This window comes from Acinetobacter sp. TY2 (assembly GCF_046269225.1).
Taxonomy (GTDB): domain Bacteria; phylum Pseudomonadota; class Gammaproteobacteria; order Pseudomonadales; family Moraxellaceae; genus Acinetobacter.
Window position 1 is genome coordinate 217803 of record NZ_JBJZOR010000001.1, and the last position, 19160, is coordinate 236962.

19 protein-coding genes and 2 tRNA genes are annotated in these 19160 nt (G+C 38.6%); 16 read left to right on the forward strand and 5 right to left on the reverse strand.

Annotation, left to right across the window (positions count from 1 at the left end; all coding sequences use genetic code 11):
• The first annotated feature begins 9 nt into the window (after positions 1–9).
• The 7 genes from rpmJ to ACK1JC_RS01100 all read left to right on the forward strand — a co-directional run bounded on the left by rpmJ (position 10) and on the right by ACK1JC_RS01100 (position 4735).
• The gene (gene rpmJ, locus ACK1JC_RS01070; RefSeq protein ID WP_000867907.1) at positions 10–126 is read left to right on the forward strand and encodes a 50S ribosomal protein L36; all 117 of its coding nucleotides are present in this window, start codon (positions 10–12) and stop codon (positions 124–126) included.
• Between the two features lie 106 nt (positions 127–232).
• Positions 233–589 (forward strand): 30S ribosomal protein S13, encoded by a 357-nt coding sequence (rpsM, locus tag ACK1JC_RS01075; RefSeq protein ID WP_004650467.1) that lies wholly within the window; start codon positions 233–235, stop codon positions 587–589.
• 19 nt (positions 590–608) lie between these two features.
• Positions 609–995, forward strand: a complete 387-nt coding sequence (gene rpsK, locus ACK1JC_RS01080) for a 30S ribosomal protein S11 (RefSeq protein WP_004281491.1) — start codon at positions 609–611, stop codon at positions 993–995.
• 12 nt (positions 996–1007) lie between these two features.
• Positions 1008–1634, forward strand: coding sequence for a 30S ribosomal protein S4 (gene rpsD, locus ACK1JC_RS01085; protein WP_409509995.1), 627 nt, complete (start codon positions 1008–1010; stop codon positions 1632–1634).
• A 17-nt stretch (positions 1635–1651) separates the two neighbouring features.
• Entirely contained in the window at positions 1652–2659 is a 1008-nt protein-coding gene (locus ACK1JC_RS01090) for a DNA-directed RNA polymerase subunit alpha (protein WP_409509996.1), read from the forward strand.
• 18 nt (positions 2660–2677) lie between these two features.
• A complete protein-coding gene (gene rplQ / locus ACK1JC_RS01095; protein WP_004281488.1) occupies positions 2678–3043 on the forward strand; it encodes a 50S ribosomal protein L17 in 366 nt (121 codons plus the stop codon).
• 201 nt (positions 3044–3244) lie between these two features.
• Complete coding sequence (locus ACK1JC_RS01100) at positions 3245–4735, forward strand: flavin-containing monooxygenase (protein ID WP_409509997.1); 1491 nt, start codon at positions 3245–3247, stop codon at positions 4733–4735.
• 123 nt (positions 4736–4858) lie between these two features.
• Here the strand turns inward: ACK1JC_RS01100 and ACK1JC_RS01105 are convergent, their stop codons facing one another.
• Positions 4859–6031 carry an acyl-CoA dehydrogenase family protein gene (locus tag ACK1JC_RS01105; RefSeq protein ID WP_409509998.1) on the reverse strand — a complete coding sequence of 391 codons (1173 nt, stop codon included), beginning with the start codon at positions 6029–6031 and terminating at the stop codon, positions 4859–4861.
• A gap of 190 nt (positions 6032–6221) precedes the next feature.
• On the opposite strand from ACK1JC_RS01105, the gene ACK1JC_RS01110 reads away from it, so the two are divergent.
• The 5 genes from ACK1JC_RS01110 to ACK1JC_RS01130 all read left to right on the forward strand — a co-directional run bounded on the left by ACK1JC_RS01110 (position 6222) and on the right by ACK1JC_RS01130 (position 11863).
• Positions 6222–6479 carry a succinate dehydrogenase assembly factor 2 gene (locus ACK1JC_RS01110; protein ID WP_409509999.1) on the forward strand — a complete coding sequence of 86 codons (258 nt, stop codon included), beginning with the start codon at positions 6222–6224 and terminating at the stop codon, positions 6477–6479.
• Positions 6472–6879 (forward strand): hypothetical protein, encoded by a 408-nt coding sequence (locus tag ACK1JC_RS01115; protein WP_409510000.1) that lies wholly within the window; start codon positions 6472–6474, stop codon positions 6877–6879. The genes ACK1JC_RS01110 and ACK1JC_RS01115 overlap by 8 nt, the downstream gene beginning before the upstream one ends.
• Positions 6880–7452: 573 nt before the next feature.
• Positions 7453–8559: a hypothetical protein gene (locus tag ACK1JC_RS01120; RefSeq protein WP_409510001.1), complete on the forward strand. Its 1107-nt coding sequence runs from the start codon at positions 7453–7455 to the stop codon at positions 8557–8559.
• 80 nt (positions 8560–8639) lie between these two features.
• Positions 8640–9248, forward strand: coding sequence for a rhombosortase (gene rrtA, locus ACK1JC_RS01125; RefSeq protein ID WP_409510018.1), 609 nt, complete (start codon positions 8640–8642; stop codon positions 9246–9248).
• Positions 9249–9664: 416 nt separating this feature from the next.
• Positions 9665–11863 (forward strand): TRAP transporter large permease subunit, encoded by a 2199-nt coding sequence (locus ACK1JC_RS01130; RefSeq protein ID WP_409510002.1) that lies wholly within the window; start codon positions 9665–9667, stop codon positions 11861–11863.
• Positions 11864–12127: 264 nt separating this feature from the next.
• Here the strand turns inward: ACK1JC_RS01130 and ACK1JC_RS01135 are convergent, their stop codons facing one another.
• Genes ACK1JC_RS01135 through ACK1JC_RS01145 form a run of 3 tightly spaced genes read right to left on the reverse strand, consistent with a single transcriptional unit; the run spans position 12128 to position 14896 of the window.
• On the reverse strand, positions 12128–12571 hold the full coding sequence (locus ACK1JC_RS01135; protein WP_409510003.1) for a hypothetical protein: 444 nt from the start codon (positions 12569–12571) through the stop codon (positions 12128–12130).
• 18 nt (positions 12572–12589) lie between these two features.
• The gene (locus tag ACK1JC_RS01140) at positions 12590–12799 is read right to left on the reverse strand and encodes a YheV family putative zinc ribbon protein (RefSeq protein ID WP_409510019.1); all 210 of its coding nucleotides are present in this window, start codon (positions 12797–12799) and stop codon (positions 12590–12592) included.
• A 51-nt stretch (positions 12800–12850) separates the two neighbouring features.
• Complete coding sequence (locus ACK1JC_RS01145) at positions 12851–14896, reverse strand: M3 family metallopeptidase (RefSeq protein ID WP_409510020.1); 2046 nt, start codon at positions 14894–14896, stop codon at positions 12851–12853.
• A 153-nt stretch (positions 14897–15049) separates the two neighbouring features.
• On the opposite strand from ACK1JC_RS01145, the gene ACK1JC_RS01150 reads away from it, so the two are divergent.
• Both ACK1JC_RS01150 and ACK1JC_RS01155 read left to right on the forward strand, forming a co-directional pair.
• On the forward strand, positions 15050–15364 hold the full coding sequence (locus tag ACK1JC_RS01150; protein ID WP_409510004.1) for a LysR substrate-binding domain-containing protein: 315 nt from the start codon (positions 15050–15052) through the stop codon (positions 15362–15364).
• Between the two features lie 17 nt (positions 15365–15381).
• A complete protein-coding gene (locus ACK1JC_RS01155; protein ID WP_409510005.1) occupies positions 15382–15528 on the forward strand; it encodes a hypothetical protein in 147 nt (48 codons plus the stop codon).
• A gap of 733 nt (positions 15529–16261) precedes the next feature.
• On the opposite strand, the gene rnr is transcribed toward ACK1JC_RS01155, so the two are convergent.
• Entirely contained in the window at positions 16262–18715 is a 2454-nt protein-coding gene (gene rnr, locus ACK1JC_RS01160; RefSeq protein ID WP_409510021.1) for a ribonuclease R, read from the reverse strand.
• Between the two features lie 264 nt (positions 18716–18979).
• Between rnr and ACK1JC_RS01165 the strand changes: the two genes are divergently transcribed.
• Positions 18980–19069, forward strand: a tRNA-Ser gene (locus ACK1JC_RS01165).
• Positions 19070–19084: 15 nt separating this feature from the next.
• A tRNA-Arg gene (locus ACK1JC_RS01170) sits at positions 19085–19158 on the forward strand.
• Positions 19159–19160: the final 2 nt, after the last annotated feature.

Genomic DNA, 19160 nt, shown 5'->3' on the forward strand with positions numbered 1-19160 from the left:
GGTTTCATCATGAAAGTACAGGCTTCTGTAAAAAAAATATGTGGTAGCTGTAAAGTTATCCGTCGTAATGGGGTTATTCGCGTAATTTGTAGCGCTGAACCTCGTCATAAGCAGCGTCAAGGTTAATTTAATTAAGACCTGTTGATTTCAGTAGGCTAATTAGGTTATTATCCGCCCTTCAAGATTTTTGTAGGGCGGTTGATTATCTCTACTGCCTTTTTGGAGAATTTGAATGGCTCGTATTGCCGGTGTAAACATTCCGGATAACAAGCATGCTGTTATCTCTCTTACGTATATTTTTGGTATTGGTCGCCATACAGCTAAAAACATTTTAGCTGCTGTTGGTATTGCTACTACGACTAAAATCCGTGAATTAGATGATGCTCAGCTTGATGCGATTCGTGCAGAAATTACTAAGGTTCCAACCGAAGGTGATTTACGTCGCGAAATTTCCATGAACATTAAACGTTTAATGGATTTAGGCTGCTACCGCGGTCTTCGTCATCGTCGCAGCTTGCCTGTTCGTGGACAACGCACCAAAACTAACGCTCGTACCCGTAAAGGTCCGCGCAAACCTATTAAGAAATAAGATTTCTGGAAGCTAAAAGATGGCTAAAGATACTCGCGCACGCAAGAAGGTCACTCGTACCGTCTCTGAAGGTGTTGCACACATTCACGCTTCTTTTAATAACACCATTGTTACGATTACTGATCGTCAAGGTAATGCATTGGCTTGGGCTACTTCAGGTGGACAAGGCTTCCGTGGATCGCGTAAATCAACACCGTTTGCTGCTCAGGTAGCTGCTGAAGTTGCTGGTAAAGCTGCTTTGGATTACGGTTTGAAAAACTTGGACGTCCTTGTAAAAGGTCCTGGTCCAGGTCGTGAATCTGCGGTTCGTGCATTAGGTGCAGTGGGTTATAAAATTAACAGCATTACTGATGTGACACCGATTCCGCACAACGGTTGTCGTCCACCTAAAAAACGTCGTGTGTAAGGAGAAACATTCATGGCTCGTTATATTGGTCCAAAATGCAAACTCTCTCGCCGCGAAGGGACAGACCTGCAATTAAAATCTGGCGTTAAACCATTTGACGTCAAAACTAAAAAAGCTGCTAAAGCTCCTGGCCAACATGGCGGAGCTCGTGGTGGTAAACAATCTGAGTACTCACTACAATTACGTGAAAAACAAAAAGTACGTCGTATGTACGGTGTTTTAGAGCGTCAATTTAGTAACTACTATAAAGAAGCTGCTCGTGTTAAAGGCGCAACAGGTGAAAACTTATTGAAGTTGCTTGAAAGCCGTCTTGATAACGTAGTTTATCGTATGGGCTTTGGTTCTACACGTGCAGAAGCTCGTCAGCTTGTATCTCACCGTTCAATCACTTTAAATGGTCGTCGCGTTAACATCGCTTCAATCCAAGTTAAAGCGGGTGACGTGATTGCAGTTCACGAAGGTGCTAAACAACAATTACGTATTAAAAACGCAATTGAATTAGCTACTCAACGTGGTACGGCTTCTTGGATCGAGATCGATCATTCGAAACTTGAAGGTACGTTTAAAGCTGCACCAGATCGTTCTGATCTACCTGCTGAAATTAACGAAAGCTTGATTGTAGAATTGTATTCTAAATAATCCTTGAGGTAGCAATAATGACGCGTACTGCAAACGAGTTTCTAACTCCGCAAGCGATCAAGGTCGATGCGGCAAGCGGGACCTCGGCAAAAGTGATTCTTGAGCCTTTAGAGCGTGGTTTTGGCCATACTTTAGGTAATGCTTTACGTCGCATTCTATTGTCTTCTTTACCTGGCGCTGCTGTGGTTGAAGTTGAGATAGAAGGTGTCGAGCACGAGTACAGTACTTTAGAAGGCTTGCAGCAGGACATCGTCGAGCTCTTGCTGAACCTAAAAGGATTGTCGATTAAGCTGTTCGATCAGAACGAAGCATATTTAACATTAGAAAAGCAAGGGGCTGGTGACGTAACTGCTGCCGATCTTCGTTTACCTCATAATGTTGAAGTGGTTAACCCTGAACATTTGATTGGTACTTTAAGTGCTTCAGGCTCATTAAAAATGCGCCTGAAAGTTGCTCAAGGCCGTGGTTATGAAACATCTGACTCACGCTTCCCTGAAGGCGAAACTCGCCCTGTAGGTCGTTTACAGTTAGATGCTTCTTATAGCCCGATCAAACGTGTGTCTTACACAGTTGAAAATGCTCGTGTAGAACAACGTACTGACCTTGATAAACTTATCATTGATCTTGAAACTAATGGTACAGTTGATCCAGAAGAAGCAATCCGCAAAGCGGCAACAATCTTGCAACAACAAATTGCAATTTTTGTTGATCTTCAGAAAGATCAAGCTCCTGTTGCTCAAGAACCTCGTGAAGAAGTTGATCCGATCTTGCTTCGTCCAGTGGATGATCTAGAGCTAACTGTTCGTTCTGCTAACTGTTTGAAAGCAGAAAATATTTACTACATCGGTGATTTGGTACAGCGTACTGAAGTAGAGTTGTTAAAAACTCCTAACTTAGGTAAAAAATCGCTTACTGAAATCAAAGATGTTCTGGCATCGAAAGCTTTGCAACTCGGCATGCGTTTAGAGAACTGGCCTCCGGCTAGCCTCCGTATGGATGATCGCTTTGCTTATCGTAGCCGTTAATTAAGTAGGACTATCACCATGCGTCATCGTAATAGTGGTGTGAAATTAGGCCGTACAAGCAGTCATCGTAAAGCGATGTTCCAAAACATGGCTAATTCTTTGTTTGAACACGAGTTGATTAAAACAACTGTGCCTAAAGCAAAAGAGTTACGTCGTGTAGCTGAGCCTTTAATCACTTTAGCTAAAAACGATACAGTAGCAAACCGCCGTTTAGCGTTTGCTCGTACTCGTTCAGCAGCAACTGTTGGTAAATTATTTACCGTTCTTGGCCCTCGTTACAAAGAACGTAACGGCGGTTATCTACGTGTTCTTAAAGCTGGTTTCCGTGCAGGTGATGCTGCGCCGATGGCTTATGTAGAGCTTGTGGATCGTGAAGTAAACTAATTACTTAACGCCATAGAACAGTCGGTTGTTCGAAAAAGGTCGGTATTTTACCGACCTTTTTTATTGCCTGATTGTTAGACAAAATATGTGACTTGTCCTGAATTGATATAAAAAAAATGATAAAAACTCAAACTTGACATTGTGTATTGTCAAATTTGTGCTTTAATAAAAATGTACTCATGAAAAGGTTATAAAAAGAACATGGATAAACAAATTGATATTCTCATTGTTGGCGCAGGTATTTCTGGTATTGGTGTTGCAACACATCTTGTGCGTAATTCACCAAACCGCTCTTTTACGATTATTGAACGTCGTGAAAATGTTGGCGGAACATGGGATCTTTTTAACTACCCCGGTATTCGCTCAGATTCAGATATGTCGACATTCGGTTTTAATTTTAAACCTTGGCAGGAAGCGAAAGTTTTAGCAGATGGAACATCAATCAAGGGATATGTTTCAGAAGTTGTTGATGAATATAAGTTGAAAGAAAAAATTCTCTTTAAGCATCGTGTGTTATCTGCAAATTATGATTCTTCAATCAAAAAATGGACTGTAGAAATTGAAGATGAGAATCAAAAAATTCAAACGTGGCAAGCAAATTTTTTAATTGGTTGTACTGGTTATTATAATCATGATCGTGGTTATCAGCCTGATTTTCCTGGAAAAGAGTCGTTTAAAGGTGAATTTGTTAATCCGCAATTTTGGCCTAAAAATCTAGATTATCAAGGTAAAAAAGTAGTGATTATTGGTAGTGGTGCCACAGCCATTACACTTGTGCCTGCGCTTGCTAAAGGCGGAGCTAGTCATGTGACAATGCTACAGCGCTCTCCAACTTATATTGCTACGATTCCATCGGTAGATATGGTTTATGACAAGATGCGTAAGATTTTGCCTGAAGATGTGGCATATAAACTGACGCGCGCACGAAATATCGGTATGCAACGTGGTATTTATGCATTGGCAGAGAAACAGCCTAAAATTTTGCGTAAATTATTATTGAAATCTATTGAATTGCAGCTAAAAGGTAAAGTGGATATGAAACACTTTACACCTAACTATAACCCATGGGAGCAGCGCCTTTGTGTTGTTCCAGATGGTGATTTATTTAAAACTTTGCGTTCAGGTAAAGCTTCTGTTGAAACAGACCATATTGAAAAAATTACTGAAACAGGCATTCAGCTTAAATCAGGTAAGCACTTAGATGCAGATATTATTGTATCTGCAACAGGTCTTGAAATTCAAATTTTAGGTGGTGTGAAAGGAAGTGTTGATGGGAAGCCATTGGATACCTCTAAACATATGTTATATCAGGGTGTGATGGTTAGTGATGTACCAAATATGGCGATGATTATTGGCTATATCAATGCATCTTGGACATTAAAGGTGGATATTGCGGGTCAATATATTAGCCGACTTCTTAATCATATGGAGAAGAATGGTTATGATGAAGTCATTGCAAAAGGTGATGCATCTGAAATGGAAGATGATACTGTGATGGGCAGTTTGACTTCAGGTTATGTTGCCCGTGCGATAGATGTGATGCCGAAACAAGGTAAACATGCGCCTTGGAAAGTGACTAATAATTATCTTGCTGATCGTAAAGAACTAAAAAATGCGAGCTTTAATGATGATGTTTTACAATTCAGTAAAAGAGAGCTTGATGCTGTAAAAAAGCCTAAATTAGTTTCTTGATGGATTGATGTTATTCATTATGATAAAAGGAGCGTAAGTTCCTTTTTTTGATTCTTTATATAAATTTAAATGAGTTGATAAAAATAAGGAGCATATGCTCCTTATTTTTTTATGATTTTATTTTTATAATGAACGTGAAATAAGTTCTTTCATAATTTCATTGGTTCCTGCATAAATACGATTTGCACGGTTATCGATATACGCACGGGCAATTGGATATTCAAGCATGTATCCATAGCCGCCATGTAATTGTAAACACTCATCGACGACTTTTGAGAATAATTCCGAAATTTTATATTTTGCAGCCGCAGCCGCATCAATTCCGAGTTTTTCTTCAAGTTGTAATTCCATACAACGGTCTAAATAAGCACGAGAGAAGTCAATTTCGGTACGCATTTCAGCAAGTTTAAAACGTGTATTTTGGAATGCACTAATTGGCTTACCAAAGGCTTTACGATCTTTTGTATATTGAACAGTATGAGAAAATGCAGCTTCTGAACCTGCTTGGCAGATAATAGCAACAAGCATACGTTCCCAAGCCAATTCTTTCATGAGCATCATAAAGCCCATGCCTTCCATACCGAGTAAATTTTCCTTTGGTACACGAACATCTTCAAAAAATAACTCACAAGTGTCCTGACCTTTCATGCCTATTTTATTAAGCGGTTTACCTTTGCTAAAACCTACACGATCAGCTTCAACAATAATTAGTGATAAGTTTGATGAACCTTTGTCAGTACTGCCTGTTTTACAGACGACAATCGCCATGTCGCATAAATAGCCATTCGTAATAAAAATTTTAGAACCATTAATGACATATTCATCGCCATCTAGCACAGCAGTTGTTCGTACCGCTTGTAAATCTGAACCTGTTCCTGGTTCGGTCATTGCTATCGCTGTAACAGTTTCACCTGAAGCCATTTTAGGCAACCATTTTTTCTTTTGTTCTTCATTACCGAAATTGTTGACATAATTGGCAACAATGTCTGAGTGTAATGAAAAACCTGTCGAAGAATCCATAGCATAGGCTTGCTCTTCAATCAAAATCATACTGTAAAGACGGTCTACACCATAACCACCGTATTCTTCAGGCATTGTGGCACACAGAAGCCCCATTTCCCCAGCTTTGTTCCATAAATCACGATCTACATGTTGTTGTTGTTCGTACTTTTCAATATTTGGAACAACTTCTTTTTCATAAAATTTACGTACAGTTTCACGAAATGCTTCATGTTCGGCATTAAATAAATTACGTGGCAACATGTTAGTTAAAGGACGAATTGCACCTGATTGCATTGTTATATTTTCCCTAGGAAGAATTATTGTTCAGTTAGAAAATACGAAAAATTGAATCAAGATACAATGTGATGAATCATCATTTACTTGATCGTTTTGATAAATTTGGTCAGTCAAAAGAATTTATTACGGTGTGATGCAGGTATTCGGGTACACTAGAAGAGTAAACAGTTCAATTTGGGGGAATATCATGTCTGAAGAAATTACACTTGAAGAACGTAAAGTGGTTTATCGTGCACGTCGTGGGCTCAAAGAAATTGATGTGTACTTCGACCCATATGTAAAACAATATTATCTTCTTGCAGATGACGCTGAAAAAGCATTATTTAAAGAATTGGTTGATCAAGAAGATCCTGATTTACTTGATTGGTTTATGGAAGTTTCAGAACCATCTCGTCCAGAATTGCGCGCGTTGATCAATAAACTGAAGCACTACGTTCATGGCTGATGTGCCGATTGTGGCATCGCATCATGCCTTTCATCTGAAACGCAGTCGAATTGTGATTGTGTTTCAGTCTGTATTTTTTGCTTTAATGATGTTTGGATTATTTCAATTATTACATCCTATACTTTGTATTGTTGTGTTATTGGTCGGATGTGTAGTATGGGGTATTCACTTTCGTCAGCCTTATGTTGAGCATTTAGAACAGCTCGATCATGCTGAATGGTCATTCAAGATATCGAGTTCCACACAGATTCAGCGTAGCCAAGTGACAGGTATGTTTGATCATCAGTTTTATGTGATTTTGTATTTTTCTAATCAAAAATTAAAACCATTGATCATTTGGCAAGACCAACTGCCATTAATTTCGTGGAAAATGCTTAAAACCAGAGTGAATTTAAGTTAATTGTTTGACAGTTTTAAAAGTGATAATTATTAAAAAAATAATAAAAATCATATAATTAAATATTTTTTTTAAAGTTATTTTGAAATTGTCTAATCAAAAATGAATAAATGATGATGAAAATAAAATTGTCAGACAATTATGTGGCTGTCTTTTTTCAAATCGATGTAAATTAAATCTACCAACAGTAACCGAGGATTTCAAAATGACTGAAATTCACAACTATTGGTTTCTAGTCATCGCAATTGTTCTTGCGATTACCATAGGAAGACTAGGAACTATACTGAGGGAACAGATTGAGAAAGCTCACGATAATAAAGTGAGAATGCAAAAACTCAAAACTAACAAACTCTCCTGAGAGTTTATCGTTTAATAAGTAGCATGTGCTGAACCGTCGCAATGCTACTTTTTTTTGCCTGAAATTTGCATTAAACTAAAATTGGGTCAATTTCTAATACAATTATAAATGACACACTAGATAGAATTAAAATTAGAGTAATTACTCTTTAATAAAGAGCATGCATCTGATATTTTAATCAAAAAGGAATAAACAAAATTATATTGAGGACAGGAAGTATGTCTAAGGTCCATCGAATTGGTCAATTTGTTGCAACTGCTATCGTTGCCTCGTCTATTTTATCAGGTTGTTCTTATGTTGTTAAAACAGGTGCAAATGTCGCTCTAGGTTTTAGTGAAAAGCATATTGTTCCACCTATTTTAGCAGGTGGTGATACAGATATGGCTTGTAATACAGGCACAGCTTTAACACCTGCCGTGATGGCAACGAAAGATATGGGTGCAGATCCAACGCGGATGGCAGTATTACTGTACTCTGCAGCAGGATTGTGTGCTGAAAATAATGCCTTAAATGCAGAACTCCGTTATTTGCGTGCTTCGAAAGATGGCAAAGTGACTGAAGCTCAAGATGCGCGTATTGAACAGAAACGTTGGGCGGCATTGGCAGCAGAGCGTCAGTATACGGGGTATCAGTTATTTGCAGAGCGTTGGCAGGCAAAGTATAAGTATAAATTGGGAGATTCTTGCCCAACGATGCATAAGGATATAGATCAGACCGTTTATTTACTTGGTATGCTCAGTGGCTTACAAGCAATGACCAATGATATTAACTCAGGTGGTGCAGTAAATGTTCCAAAAGATATCGCTGCTATTGTTGAACGCGGGATGACGTGTTTGGATAATACCAAGTTCTGGGGTGCGCCAATGGCAACACGTGCTGTCATTTGGACGCTATTGCCAGGTGCTAGTGATGGTAAACCAGATCCATACGTGACATTGAAACAATCTATGGAAATAGGTGAGCAAAAAGGTGTCCGCTTAGCACACGCCCTAAATGCTGTAGCTGCGCAAGCGAGTGGTGATGATACAAAAATTCGTGATGCTTTACGCGCTTATGCAGCATCACGAGCAGAAGATAAGCCCGTTAATCCTGAGTTTCGCTTAGTTGATGGTATGGCAGGGCAAATGGTTCAAGGGATTGCTGATCGTTATTGGACTGAAAATACAGGTGTACGTGCAGCCGATGATGGTATGAGTAATTTCTGGGATGACCAAGCGACAACAGGTGATGATGAATTGTTTGGCGACTCTGTTAATAATGGCGAATCACCAGATACAGGTGGAGCAGAAATGCCCGCTACAGTAACTGAAGAAACACAACCTTAAAATAAAGGGATTGAGTTTTAAAGTGAAGAATCAAGAAAGAGCTATAAAAAGGCTCTTTCTTGATTATGGGAGTATGAATGATGCATGAAACGGAATGGCTTAAAAAAACATTACTCATGTTGGCAGTTTGTGTCTCTATTTCTGCCTGTTTACAAATTTTTCAACAATATTTTATTTATTGGCGATTCAGTTTTTTTACTGAACCTTGGCGATGGTGGACAGGGCATTGGGTACATGTTGGGTGGATTCACTTTTTATTGAATATGCTCGCTTTTATCTGTCTGCCTTTTATCTTTCCTATGATGAGAAAACGCTATTTAATTTTTCTGCTTTTGACATTAGCACCCTGTATTAGTTTTTGTTTTTACTTTATTTACCCTGATGTTCAAGCATATGCGGGTTTATCTGGTGTATTGCATGGTTTATATGTGGCATGTGCTTTGGCATGTTTACAGTTGAAAAAAGAACGTAAATTTTCAATTCTAGTTTTGGTTTTGGTTTTGCTAAAAATAGTTTGGGAAAACAGTTTTGGCTCTTTACAGACGGCAACTTTAATTGGGAGTCCAGTTTTGGTGGAAGCACATTTAATGGGTGTAATAATTGGTGCAATCTGCACTGCGTTGATGTTATCTGTACAAACACTTTATCCACAAAAAATTAAAAATATAATGTTTGTAAAGTTAGAATAGTGATTCACATAATTTTTCCATAAAATTGCTCATAAAAATCATTGGATAAGAAAACTATATCTAAATGTAGTCTTAAGCTCAAATGTACCTTGTCTTAAAATCAGAATGAATCTATGTAGGAGCTACAATCGTTTGTTTTTCTTGCTTCTTTTGTAATTAAAGATATGTTAGTAAACAAGATGGAGCATTAAATTTCGTATAAAATGCTTATATTCTTGTGATGAACTTGAATGAGTTGGCATAAAGTATCCAAAAAAAATCCAACTATGTCATGTTATTGAACGATGAAATAATGCACATTGAATTGTGTAATATCAGGAATGGATATTAGGTAAAGGATTTTACCTGAGACCAAAAATAAAATATGAACTGTACAAGCAATTGTATGGTGGAAACATATAAAAACTGGAATAACAATGCAAGAACCTGTAAATAAAAGATCGGGATTAGGTCTACTCGGTTATCTATGGAATGAGTGGTTCTCAACTTTTTCCATACTTATCTTACTTCTTCTGACCCTGATTGTTGGGACGGGGGATATGATCCATGGTCAGATGCTTCGTATAGGCGAACGCCTATATGGAAATGAGCAAATAGGAATGCAATATTCCTTTTTGCGTGCGGAACCTATAAAACCAGAATGTGAACGCCATCCTAATATTGACTTGCTTGTACAACAGCAAATGAAGTCAAACTCAAATGATGAGTTTGCTGATATTTTTGGTACAACGTCAGAATCTGATGTACGTCAGTCAGTTGTGGCGGCTCAACAGCAATGTGAAGAAAAACACGCATTCTATGATAAATCGATTAAATACATGGAAGATCATTCATCCATTCGTGCTTATCGTAGTATGGAAACTGGATTCTTCTGGATCCTCAAATGGGGGACGGAAAACCGAGTTTTATTATTGATCTTGATGGTGGTGATTGCTGCAATCACAGCATCTTTGAAAATGCATCACATTGGTTTACGCCCAGCCCGTACTAAACTTGATTTTAAAGTTTATAACATTGCAATGATCGTGGGTAATGGCTTACTGAGTGCATCGGTGATTAGCCAATATCGTTCAGTCATCAATTCAGGCGTAGTTTCAACCTATGAAACCATTGGTGTGTATTGGTTATGGATGTTCCTCTTTGTCGTTCTGACCATTATCAGCATTTATAAGCTATTTCAAACACCTGAAAATGCTGAATCAGGCGGTAACTTTGGTTTAGCTTTACTGAGTATTCCTTTGTATGCATTCATGGCGATTGTGACGGGTATTGCGTTCACCTTCTTTATGGATTATTCGATGGGTCAAGGGATTTATCTTGGTCTACTGATTGAGTTCTCAGGAATCTTCTTAAACTTAGCACTGTTTATTTGGGCAGGGATGTTGTTGACACAAACTCGTGTCATGGATTTATTCCTTGCTGTGTTGCGACCATGGAATCTTGCACCGGAAACATTAACTTGGTTAATTTTGATTGGTGCGGCAATTCCAACAGCATATACGGGAGCCTCAGGAATCTTCGTTGTAGCTGCGGGTGCGATTATCTACCGTGAAGTATGGAACTCAGGCGCACGTCGTCAATATGCACTTGCTGTTTCTGCAATGTCAGGCTCGTTGGGTGTTGTTTTACGTCCATGTTTACTTGTGATTTTAATTTCAATGCTCGACAGTCGTCATGTCACTTCTGATGAGTTATTTGATCACGGTATTTATGTATTCTGGTTAACAGCATTTATTTTCCTTGGAGTTTCATTATTCCTTGCTGAAGATAAATTCCGTATTAATTCACCAAAAATTGCAGTGCCGGGCATGTTGCGTGCATTTGTACCTGTGATTCCGTATATCGTAATTGTATTTGCTGTTGTTGGTTTCTATAAATTCGGTCTAGATACACAAATGGACGAATTCACTGCACCAGTGATTCTACCGATTATGCTTTTAGCCTTTATCTTGTTTGATAAGATTTTTGGTGCGAAATTACCTGTTCCTGAAAATCCAAAAAAAGCACTGGCACTTGAGCATGAGAAACACTCTCAGTACTTGCAAGAACATGGTGCGACTGCTGAAAGTAAGCGTAGTTTTAAAAATTCAGTTTGGTTTGCAACATCTGAAAGTGTTGGACATATCGGTGCATTGATTATGCTGATGGCATTATCTGCAAGTGTTGGTGGTCTGATTGAACGTAGTGAAATTGTGACAATGGTACCGACACATTTGGGTAGCATTCTCATTACACTCGGCTTCATGGCGTTGTTACTTGCTTTAATTGGTATGACAACAGATCCATTTGGTGCGGTGATTTTGGTTGCAGCAACCATTGCCCCTGTAGCCTTTGAAAATGGCATTCACCCGATTCACTTCTGGATGATTGTATTGGTAGCATTTGAATTTGGTTATGTAACGCCACCTGTGGCACTGAACCATCTACTGACGAGGCTCTCGGTCGGTGATGCGGAAGTCGCCGCCGCGGACGCAGAAGCGAAGGAGAAATATACGAGCTTCTACTACCGTTATGAGCGTTGGATTCTACCGATTGTGGTCTTATTCTCAGCCTTGTTAATCGTCACCTATGTACCATACTTATTTAATATGTTTGATTGGTATAACGCCAAGTAATTGATAAGTTAGAAACAACAAAAAGCACCTTTAGGTGCTTTTTGTTTGGGGTGAGATTGCTATACCAGAAATATACAGGTGAATATTTAAATTCGATGAAGATGATTTCAAAAAGCATTGAGAAATGAGATAAAAAAGTAAAATAGCCTGAAAAATAAAACGAGGTTTAGTCAGGTTCAAGAGATACGCCATGAAAAAAGCATTCATAAAGAATGCTTTTTATAGAATTATATGTCATTAAAATTTAGATATTTGATTAAAATATTAAGAATTTTGTTGAGCAGATAATTGCTGTTCCAATAACTTAATCTGTTCTTCTTTAAGCTTAATGAGTTGGTCTGCATCGGCATGTTGTGATTTCAGTATTTTGGCCTGTTCATCCAATTGTTTCTGAATATCGTCTAAACGAGCGACTTCTTCTTTGGCAAGGCTTTCATTTTGCGGAACTTCATCTTTTAGAATACTTTCATTCACTAATGCTTGATTTGACTCTATTGCTGGTGTAGACGCAACAGTTTCCTCTAAAGGCTGTGCAACCTGTGGTGTTTTTGCAGGCTGTGCTACAGGTATTGCTGATTGTTTTGTTTGCTCAGTTGTTGAGTTGGTATTATTCAACCAGAGAAATACGACTATAAGCAATAGAATGACCACCAATCCTGCGGTAATCATCCAGATCAGCTTCGAATTATTTCGTTGATCTAAATTCATTTTATTATGACGTCCAGTTTATTTTGCAGGACGAGGCTTAAATTGAATGACCCCAATTTCGTCGGGTGTAGCAGGCTCAGTAGGTTCATCGACATGAGTCGGACGATTTTCTGAGTAGTCACACTCGATACATTCAATCCATTCAGCATCGTCTGTGGAGAGCATGACAATACGATCCATAGCTTCACAGCGAGGACATTTTGCACCCGCAATGAAACGACGTTTAATATTCATATACTCACCACAAATTAATTTATAACGATGCCTAGTTTAAGCGTTTTATTGGCTGTTCGTCCAACCTTGATGACGTAACAATGCATCTATTTTTGGTTCGCGTCCACGGAAATTGATGAATGCATCAAGGGCTGTATCTTTTCCGCCAACTGCTAGAATATTTTTTCTAAACTCATTTCCTGTCTCAGTATTAAATACGCCTTCTTTTTCAAAGCGATCAAAGGCATCACTCGCCAACACTTCCGCCCATTTGTATGAATAATAACCTGCGGCATAACCACCTGCAAAAATATGGCTAAAGCTGTTTTGGAAGCGGTTGTAGTCGGTTGTTGGTAGTACCGCATATTTTTGACGAATATCATCCAAAGTCGCTTGGATCCCATCTGCATTCAATGCAGGCGTCAGCTTGTGAATGCTTAAGTCAAAAAGTGAAAATTCAATTTGACGTAAAGTTTGCATACCCGATTGGAAAAAACGTGCATCAAGTAATGCTTTGAGCAAATGTTTAGGTAAAGTTTCTTTCGTTTCGATATGTTCTGACAGTAGATCTAGGCTGTCTTTATCCCATGTCCAAAATTCCATAAATTGGCTAGGCAGTTCTACTGCATCCCAAGCTACGCCATGTGTACCTGCCACAGAAATATTATCTACTTCTGTGAGCATATGATGTAAGCCATGACCAAACTCATGGAATAAGGTATTTACTTCATCATGGGTGAGTAGGGCAGGTTGATCACCTACAGGTGGCGTGAAATTACCAACCATATAGCAAATCGGTTTTTGTAAACCGTCTTCTGTTTGCATACGAGAGCGGAAACCACTCATCCATGCGCCACCACGCTTACCACTACGTGCATACAAGTCAAAGTAAAAACCACCAATCACTGTGCCTTGATCTTCAAGTTCATAGTAATGCGCATCGCTATGCCAAAGTGGAGCCTCACGCTCAATGACATTGATTCCGTATAAACGATTCACGACATTAAATAATCCTTGAATCACTTTCGGTGCAGGGAAGTAAGGTTTTAAATCTTCTTGAGATAAGTTGAATTGTTGAACTTTAAGCTTTTCAGAATAATAAGTGCTGTCCCACGGTTTGAGCTCAGTTATTCCATCTGCTTGAGCAATCGCTTGTAATTCTGTAATTTCTTTCAGTGCAGGTGTACGTGCATGTCCTGCAAGATCGACAAGGAACTGATCAACCGTTTCAACATCAGGAGCCATTTTTGAAGCAAGTGAATATTCGGCATAATTGTCAAAACCAAGCAGTTTTGCCATTTCCTGACGGAGGCTTAAAATTTCAACCATCACTGGAGCATTATCAAATTGCGTATCCTGCGCTAAGTCAGATGCTCGCGTGACATAGGCTTGATAAAGTTCCTCACGTAATGCACGATCATCCGCATAGGTCATGATTGCTAAATAAGATGGAATATCGAGCGTTGCAACTGCTTGTTCAAGCTCACGTTGTTGACCATATTGTTTCAGCAATTCAATACTACTTTGCGGTAAACCTTTCAGTTGATCTTCATTCAACGGTTTAAAATAAGCCTGTGTTGAATCTAAAACATGGTTAGAAAAGTCAGATGACAGTTGTGACAAGCGTGCAGAAATTTCTGCATAACGCTGTTTTGCTTTACCTTCTAAAGCGACACCCGAAAGTTTAAAATCACGTAATGCGAGTTTTATCGCACTTTGTTGTGCAGCAGGAAGATCAGTAAATACAGCATGATCATGTACATGCTGATATGTTTGATAAAGTGGTACATGCTGCCCAAGTTGAGTGTAATACTCGCTCAGAGCAGGTAAAAGTGCTTGATACACTTCACGAGTTTCAGCATTATTCATCACGGCATTGAGATGTGAAAGCACACCCCAAGACTCACTCATATTATTTTCTAAAGCATCAATTTTTTCTAAAATATCGAGTTGTTGGCGAATACTTTCAGGAACTTCAGTTAGTTCTTTGAGAAATGTTTGCCCATTTTGAATGGCAGTTTCAATATTTTGTTTTAGTCGATCTAAAGTAATTTGATCAAATTGGGGTACAGGCAAAGTCGCCTTTTCTAATGTCATATCGTCATGCCAAATAATCTTTTAAGTTATTTATAGATGTAGGGGCTTCACTGAGGGAAATCAAGCAAATTTGTCGAATAATTAACGGATTGTCTGATAAATCTGTTTGATATTTTAAAGTGAAAGTTCCATGTCGATGAACGCTTGAGCTATATTCAAGGTTTATAAATGGCGAATCAAAGTCTTGCTTTGTCGCAACGAGAGCCACAAGGTTTGATTGACTGCATCGTGGACTTCTTTAGGCATTTCTCCGATCAAGCTATTGTTGAATTCATGCAGCAATACCCAAAAATTGAGTTGTCGTTTTTACTTGATAATCGCAATTTGGAATTAGTTGAAGAAAATATTGATATCGCCGTGCGGATTAGCAAATTTGAAGACTCAAGTTTGGTTGCTAAAAAAGTTTCGGAAAATAAAGCAGGGTTGTTCGCACATTCTTCTTTGTTTGAACATGATCCAAAGCCTGAAAATTGGATGATCTAAGGCATATACCGTGCATATTGAAACCATCTGATGCCAATGGTGGTGTTTGGATTTTACAGCATGATCAGCAACAGCAAAAATTCAGTATTCAGGTCAATGGGTGTTTTAATGTTAATTCTATTGTTGACCAATTACAGGCGGTAAAAGCAGGTTTATATCGTTAAACCACATTAAAATTCCGTTCACCTGCGGTGCAGTTGGTGGTGGGTTTGCTGAGTGAGACGTTGAATATTTCTTAATTAAATTAATGTATTTAAAATTGAATATGATCAATTGACTCAATGATTGTACCTAACGAACTCTTATTGCTCGTAATTTGTAAAATTATTTTCTTGTCTTGGTAATATTCAAATTCATCACGATTTATTTTAAAAATAGGTAAGCATGAATATTTGTTAGATAGACAATAGGTCGTGTTACCTTTATATGTATTTTTTGTTGTGTATGCTTCTATAGTTTCAGTGGATTGAGCACCCAAAAAATTAGTATAGGTCATGGGTATAAGTTTTGAAAAATTGATCCAAAAAAGAGGGATAAAAAAGATTGGAAAGATGATGAAGCAATACAATAGTGGTCGTTTTTGGACATTGCTCCAAGTTCTCGGAATTACCCATTGTTGTTTTTTAATTAGAAAATAAAAATAAAGAATAATTCCAAAGTAGAGAATGAATGAAGCGATAAGTGTAAATATATTTACAGCTTTGGTTGAATAAAAATTAACAAATGAAATGCTATATACGGCGCTGATGCCTAAAATAAATATCATGAAAATGACATAATAATGATAATAATATTTCGAAATTAAGTTTTTCGTCATAGTGGTGTTTATTGTTCAATTTTAAATAATTATAAACAAAAAAAGAGCGCCGAAGCGCTCTTTTTTATATGATCAAAAGATTATTCATCTGATGCTTTTGCATTGGACTTTTTCTTTTTCGCTTTCGCCTTTTTCTTCACTTTATCTTTAGCCTTTGTTTCAGGCTTTGCTGAAGATTTTTTACTAGGCTTTTTATCGAAAGAGCTTCGTTTGGCCTTCTCCTTTTTCTTACGCACCGGTTTTTCTCCATCTTCACTGACCTGACGTTTAACATCAGTTTTTTCAGTGGATTTGGCCGGACGCTCAGAAAAGACTTGCTCAGTCGTTTGAGTTTTAGCAACACGCGGAGCACGACTACGAATCGCGCGACCTGCATGGGAAAGTTGCTGAATCAATTCAAAATCAATTTTACGATCATCTAAATTTACCGCAGCGACTTTAATTTTAACTTCATCACCTAAACCGAAAGATTGTCCTCGGTTTTGACCAACAAGATTTTGGCTTGCTTGATCGAAGACAAAGTAGTCATCGCCCAATTGACTGACGTGTATCATGCCATCAACATACAAATCTTTCAGTGTCACGAATAAACCAAATTCAGCCGTTGCACTAATAATGCCGACAAACTCTTCACCTAAGTGTTGTTTCATATAGTGGCATTTCAACCAAGATGTTACTGAACGAGATGCTTCATCTGCACGACGTTCCGTAATTGAGAAATGCTCACCTGCTTCATCTAAAGCTGCTCCTGAAAGTGGATATTGCTTCGTGGTTAAACTGGCTTTAATCGCACGATGCAATAGCAAGTCTGGGTAACGGCGAATTGGTGATGTGAAATGCGTGTACGCTTCATATGCCAAGCCATAGTGACCAAGGTTATTTGCTCCGTAATAGGCTTGCATCATAGAGCGCAATAACACGGCATGAATACTTGGTGCATCAATGCGGTCTTTAGTCGCCTCAATAACGGCTTGATAATCTGCCTGAGTTGGTTGGTCAGGAAATTTTAAGCCCAACAGTTTGACGAAATCTTTCACTTTTTGAATGCGCGAGAACTCAGGTGCTTCATGCACACGGTAGAGCATAGGTACTTCATTTTTCAAACAATATTCTGCTGCTGCTACATTGGCAAGCAACATACATTCTTCAATCAGTTTATGTGCAACATTACGTGTACGCGGTAAAATTTCTTTAATTCCACCGAGTTCATCAAAGGTCATGTACGTTTCAACGGTTTCGAATTCCATTGCATGACGTTCAGCACGTAAGCCTTTGAGTGTTTCATATAGTTGATACAGCGTATTTAATGATTTACGGACATCACGATCTTCTGTGAGCGCTTTGCTGTCACCATCTAAGTACTGTGCGACTTGTATGTACGTCAAACGTGCTTTTGAATGCATTACAGAAGGGTAGAACTCAAATTTTGTAACTTTGCCAGCACGGCTTAAATTCAAGTCACAGACCATACATAAGCGGTCAACATCAGGATTTAGCGAACATAAGCCATTTGATAGCGCTTCAGGCAACATTGGTAATACATAGTGTGGGAAATACACTGACGTACCACGTTCTTGCGCTTCATCATCTAATGGTTTACCTGGACGAACATAGTGACTTACATCGGCAATCGCAACGACGACACGATAACCGCCACCCGGACGTTTTTCAGCATATACAGCATCATCGAAGTCACGAGCATCTTCACCATCAATGGTGACTAATGGTAAATCACGCAAGTCGATACGACCTTCACGGTCTTTTGCCGTTGGCTCTTTAAAGCTTTCAGCTTCTTTTACGACTTCTTCAGGGAATTCGTAGGGTAGACCATACTCTAAAATGGTTTGTGGAATAATAATTTCAGTATCGGCTTTATCTGCCATCGACTGAATAATATGACCTGTTGCAAACTCATCCCGTGTTGGGTAGTCGTCAATTTCTACACGTAGGTTGTCACCGACTTTTGCGCCTGCATGTTCAATTAATTCTTTTTCTAAGGTAATCGGTTGATGTGCATTAGGATTTGCTGGCTGAATAAAATATTCACCTTCAAACTCTGCCACTTTACCAATCAGTTGTTTAACTCGACGTTGAGTCACTTCTGTAATGTAGCCCCAAGCTTTACCTTTACGGTCTACTGAAGTTTGTTGCACTTTAACGCGGTCGCCGTGAAAGACTTGGCGCATTTCACGTTCAGGCAGTAAAAATTCTTCTTTTTTACCATCAATGCTCGCAACACCAAGTCCTTTATTATTGACGTAAACTGTAGCATCGATAACGGGTTGATCTGCCATTGGTTGGTATTTGAAACCATCCTTCATGAGCTGACCATCACGTACCATAGCACTTAGACGATGACTCAGTGCATCAATACTTTTTTGATCGGCAATTTCAAAAAATTCCACGAAGTCAGCATGTGACAGTGGTTCCTTTTTTTGTTCGATGGTTTCCAAAATAAGCGTACGGCTTGGAATCGGATTGTCATACCGTTGCGCTTCAGCTTTGGCTTCAGGATCGACCCAGTTTTTCATCATGTATAAGGCTTGATAACAGAAGATAGGTTTAGCATAAGTCATCACGTTGCAGACTGCACGTAATTGATTGCAATAATGTGTTTTTAATTGCAGTTTTTATGTCATGCAAATTTTTTCTTAAATAAATACTTTACAAAACGTATGAAAAACACACATAAATAGTAAAATCGTTTAAAAAATGAATGGTTGAATCAAAAAAGAGGTTTTTTTTAATGAGAGTACTTGCCGAATCTTATTTTAATTTGTATTATGGCGCCTCGTTACGGTGAGATGGGTGAGTGGCTGAAACCACATCCCTGCTAAGGATGCATACGGGTAACTGTATCGAGGGTTCGAATCCCTCTCTCACCGCCAACGAATACTTACGATGCGCTCATAGCTCAGCTGGATAGAGCACTTGGCTACGAACTAAGGGGTCGGGAGTTCGAATCTCTCTGAGCGCACC

Coding starts and splice junctions, on each gene's coding strand:
- rnr (WP_409510021.1), bottom strand. CDS start 18,715: ATGATGAAAAACTGGGTCGATCCTGAAGCCAAAGCTGAAGCGCAACGG.
- ACK1JC_RS01115 (WP_409510000.1), top strand. CDS start 6,472: ATGGCTGATGTGCCGATTGTGGCATCGCATCATGCCTTTCATCTGAAA.
- rplQ (WP_004281488.1), top strand. CDS start 2,678: ATGCGTCATCGTAATAGTGGTGTGAAATTAGGCCGTACAAGCAGTCAT.
- ACK1JC_RS01100 (WP_409509997.1), top strand. CDS start 3,245: ATGGATAAACAAATTGATATTCTCATTGTTGGCGCAGGTATTTCTGGT.
- rpsM (WP_004650467.1), top strand. CDS start 233: ATGGCTCGTATTGCCGGTGTAAACATTCCGGATAACAAGCATGCTGTT.
- ACK1JC_RS01110 (WP_409509999.1), top strand. CDS start 6,222: ATGTCTGAAGAAATTACACTTGAAGAACGTAAAGTGGTTTATCGTGCA.
- ACK1JC_RS01090 (WP_409509996.1), top strand. CDS start 1,652: ATGACGCGTACTGCAAACGAGTTTCTAACTCCGCAAGCGATCAAGGTC.
- rrtA (WP_409510018.1), top strand. CDS start 8,640: ATGCATGAAACGGAATGGCTTAAAAAAACATTACTCATGTTGGCAGTT.
- rpsD (WP_409509995.1), top strand. CDS start 1,008: ATGGCTCGTTATATTGGTCCAAAATGCAAACTCTCTCGCCGCGAAGGG.
- ACK1JC_RS01135 (WP_409510003.1), bottom strand. CDS start 12,571: ATGAATTTAGATCAACGAAATAATTCGAAGCTGATCTGGATGATTACC.
- ACK1JC_RS01130 (WP_409510002.1), top strand. CDS start 9,665: ATGCAAGAACCTGTAAATAAAAGATCGGGATTAGGTCTACTCGGTTAT.
- ACK1JC_RS01120 (WP_409510001.1), top strand. CDS start 7,453: ATGTCTAAGGTCCATCGAATTGGTCAATTTGTTGCAACTGCTATCGTT.
- rpsK (WP_004281491.1), top strand. CDS start 609: ATGGCTAAAGATACTCGCGCACGCAAGAAGGTCACTCGTACCGTCTCT.
- ACK1JC_RS01105 (WP_409509998.1), bottom strand. CDS start 6,031: ATGCAATCAGGTGCAATTCGTCCTTTAACTAACATGTTGCCACGTAAT.
- rpmJ (WP_000867907.1), top strand. CDS start 10: ATGAAAGTACAGGCTTCTGTAAAAAAAATATGTGGTAGCTGTAAAGTT.
- ACK1JC_RS01150 (WP_409510004.1), top strand. CDS start 15,050: ATGGCGAATCAAAGTCTTGCTTTGTCGCAACGAGAGCCACAAGGTTTG.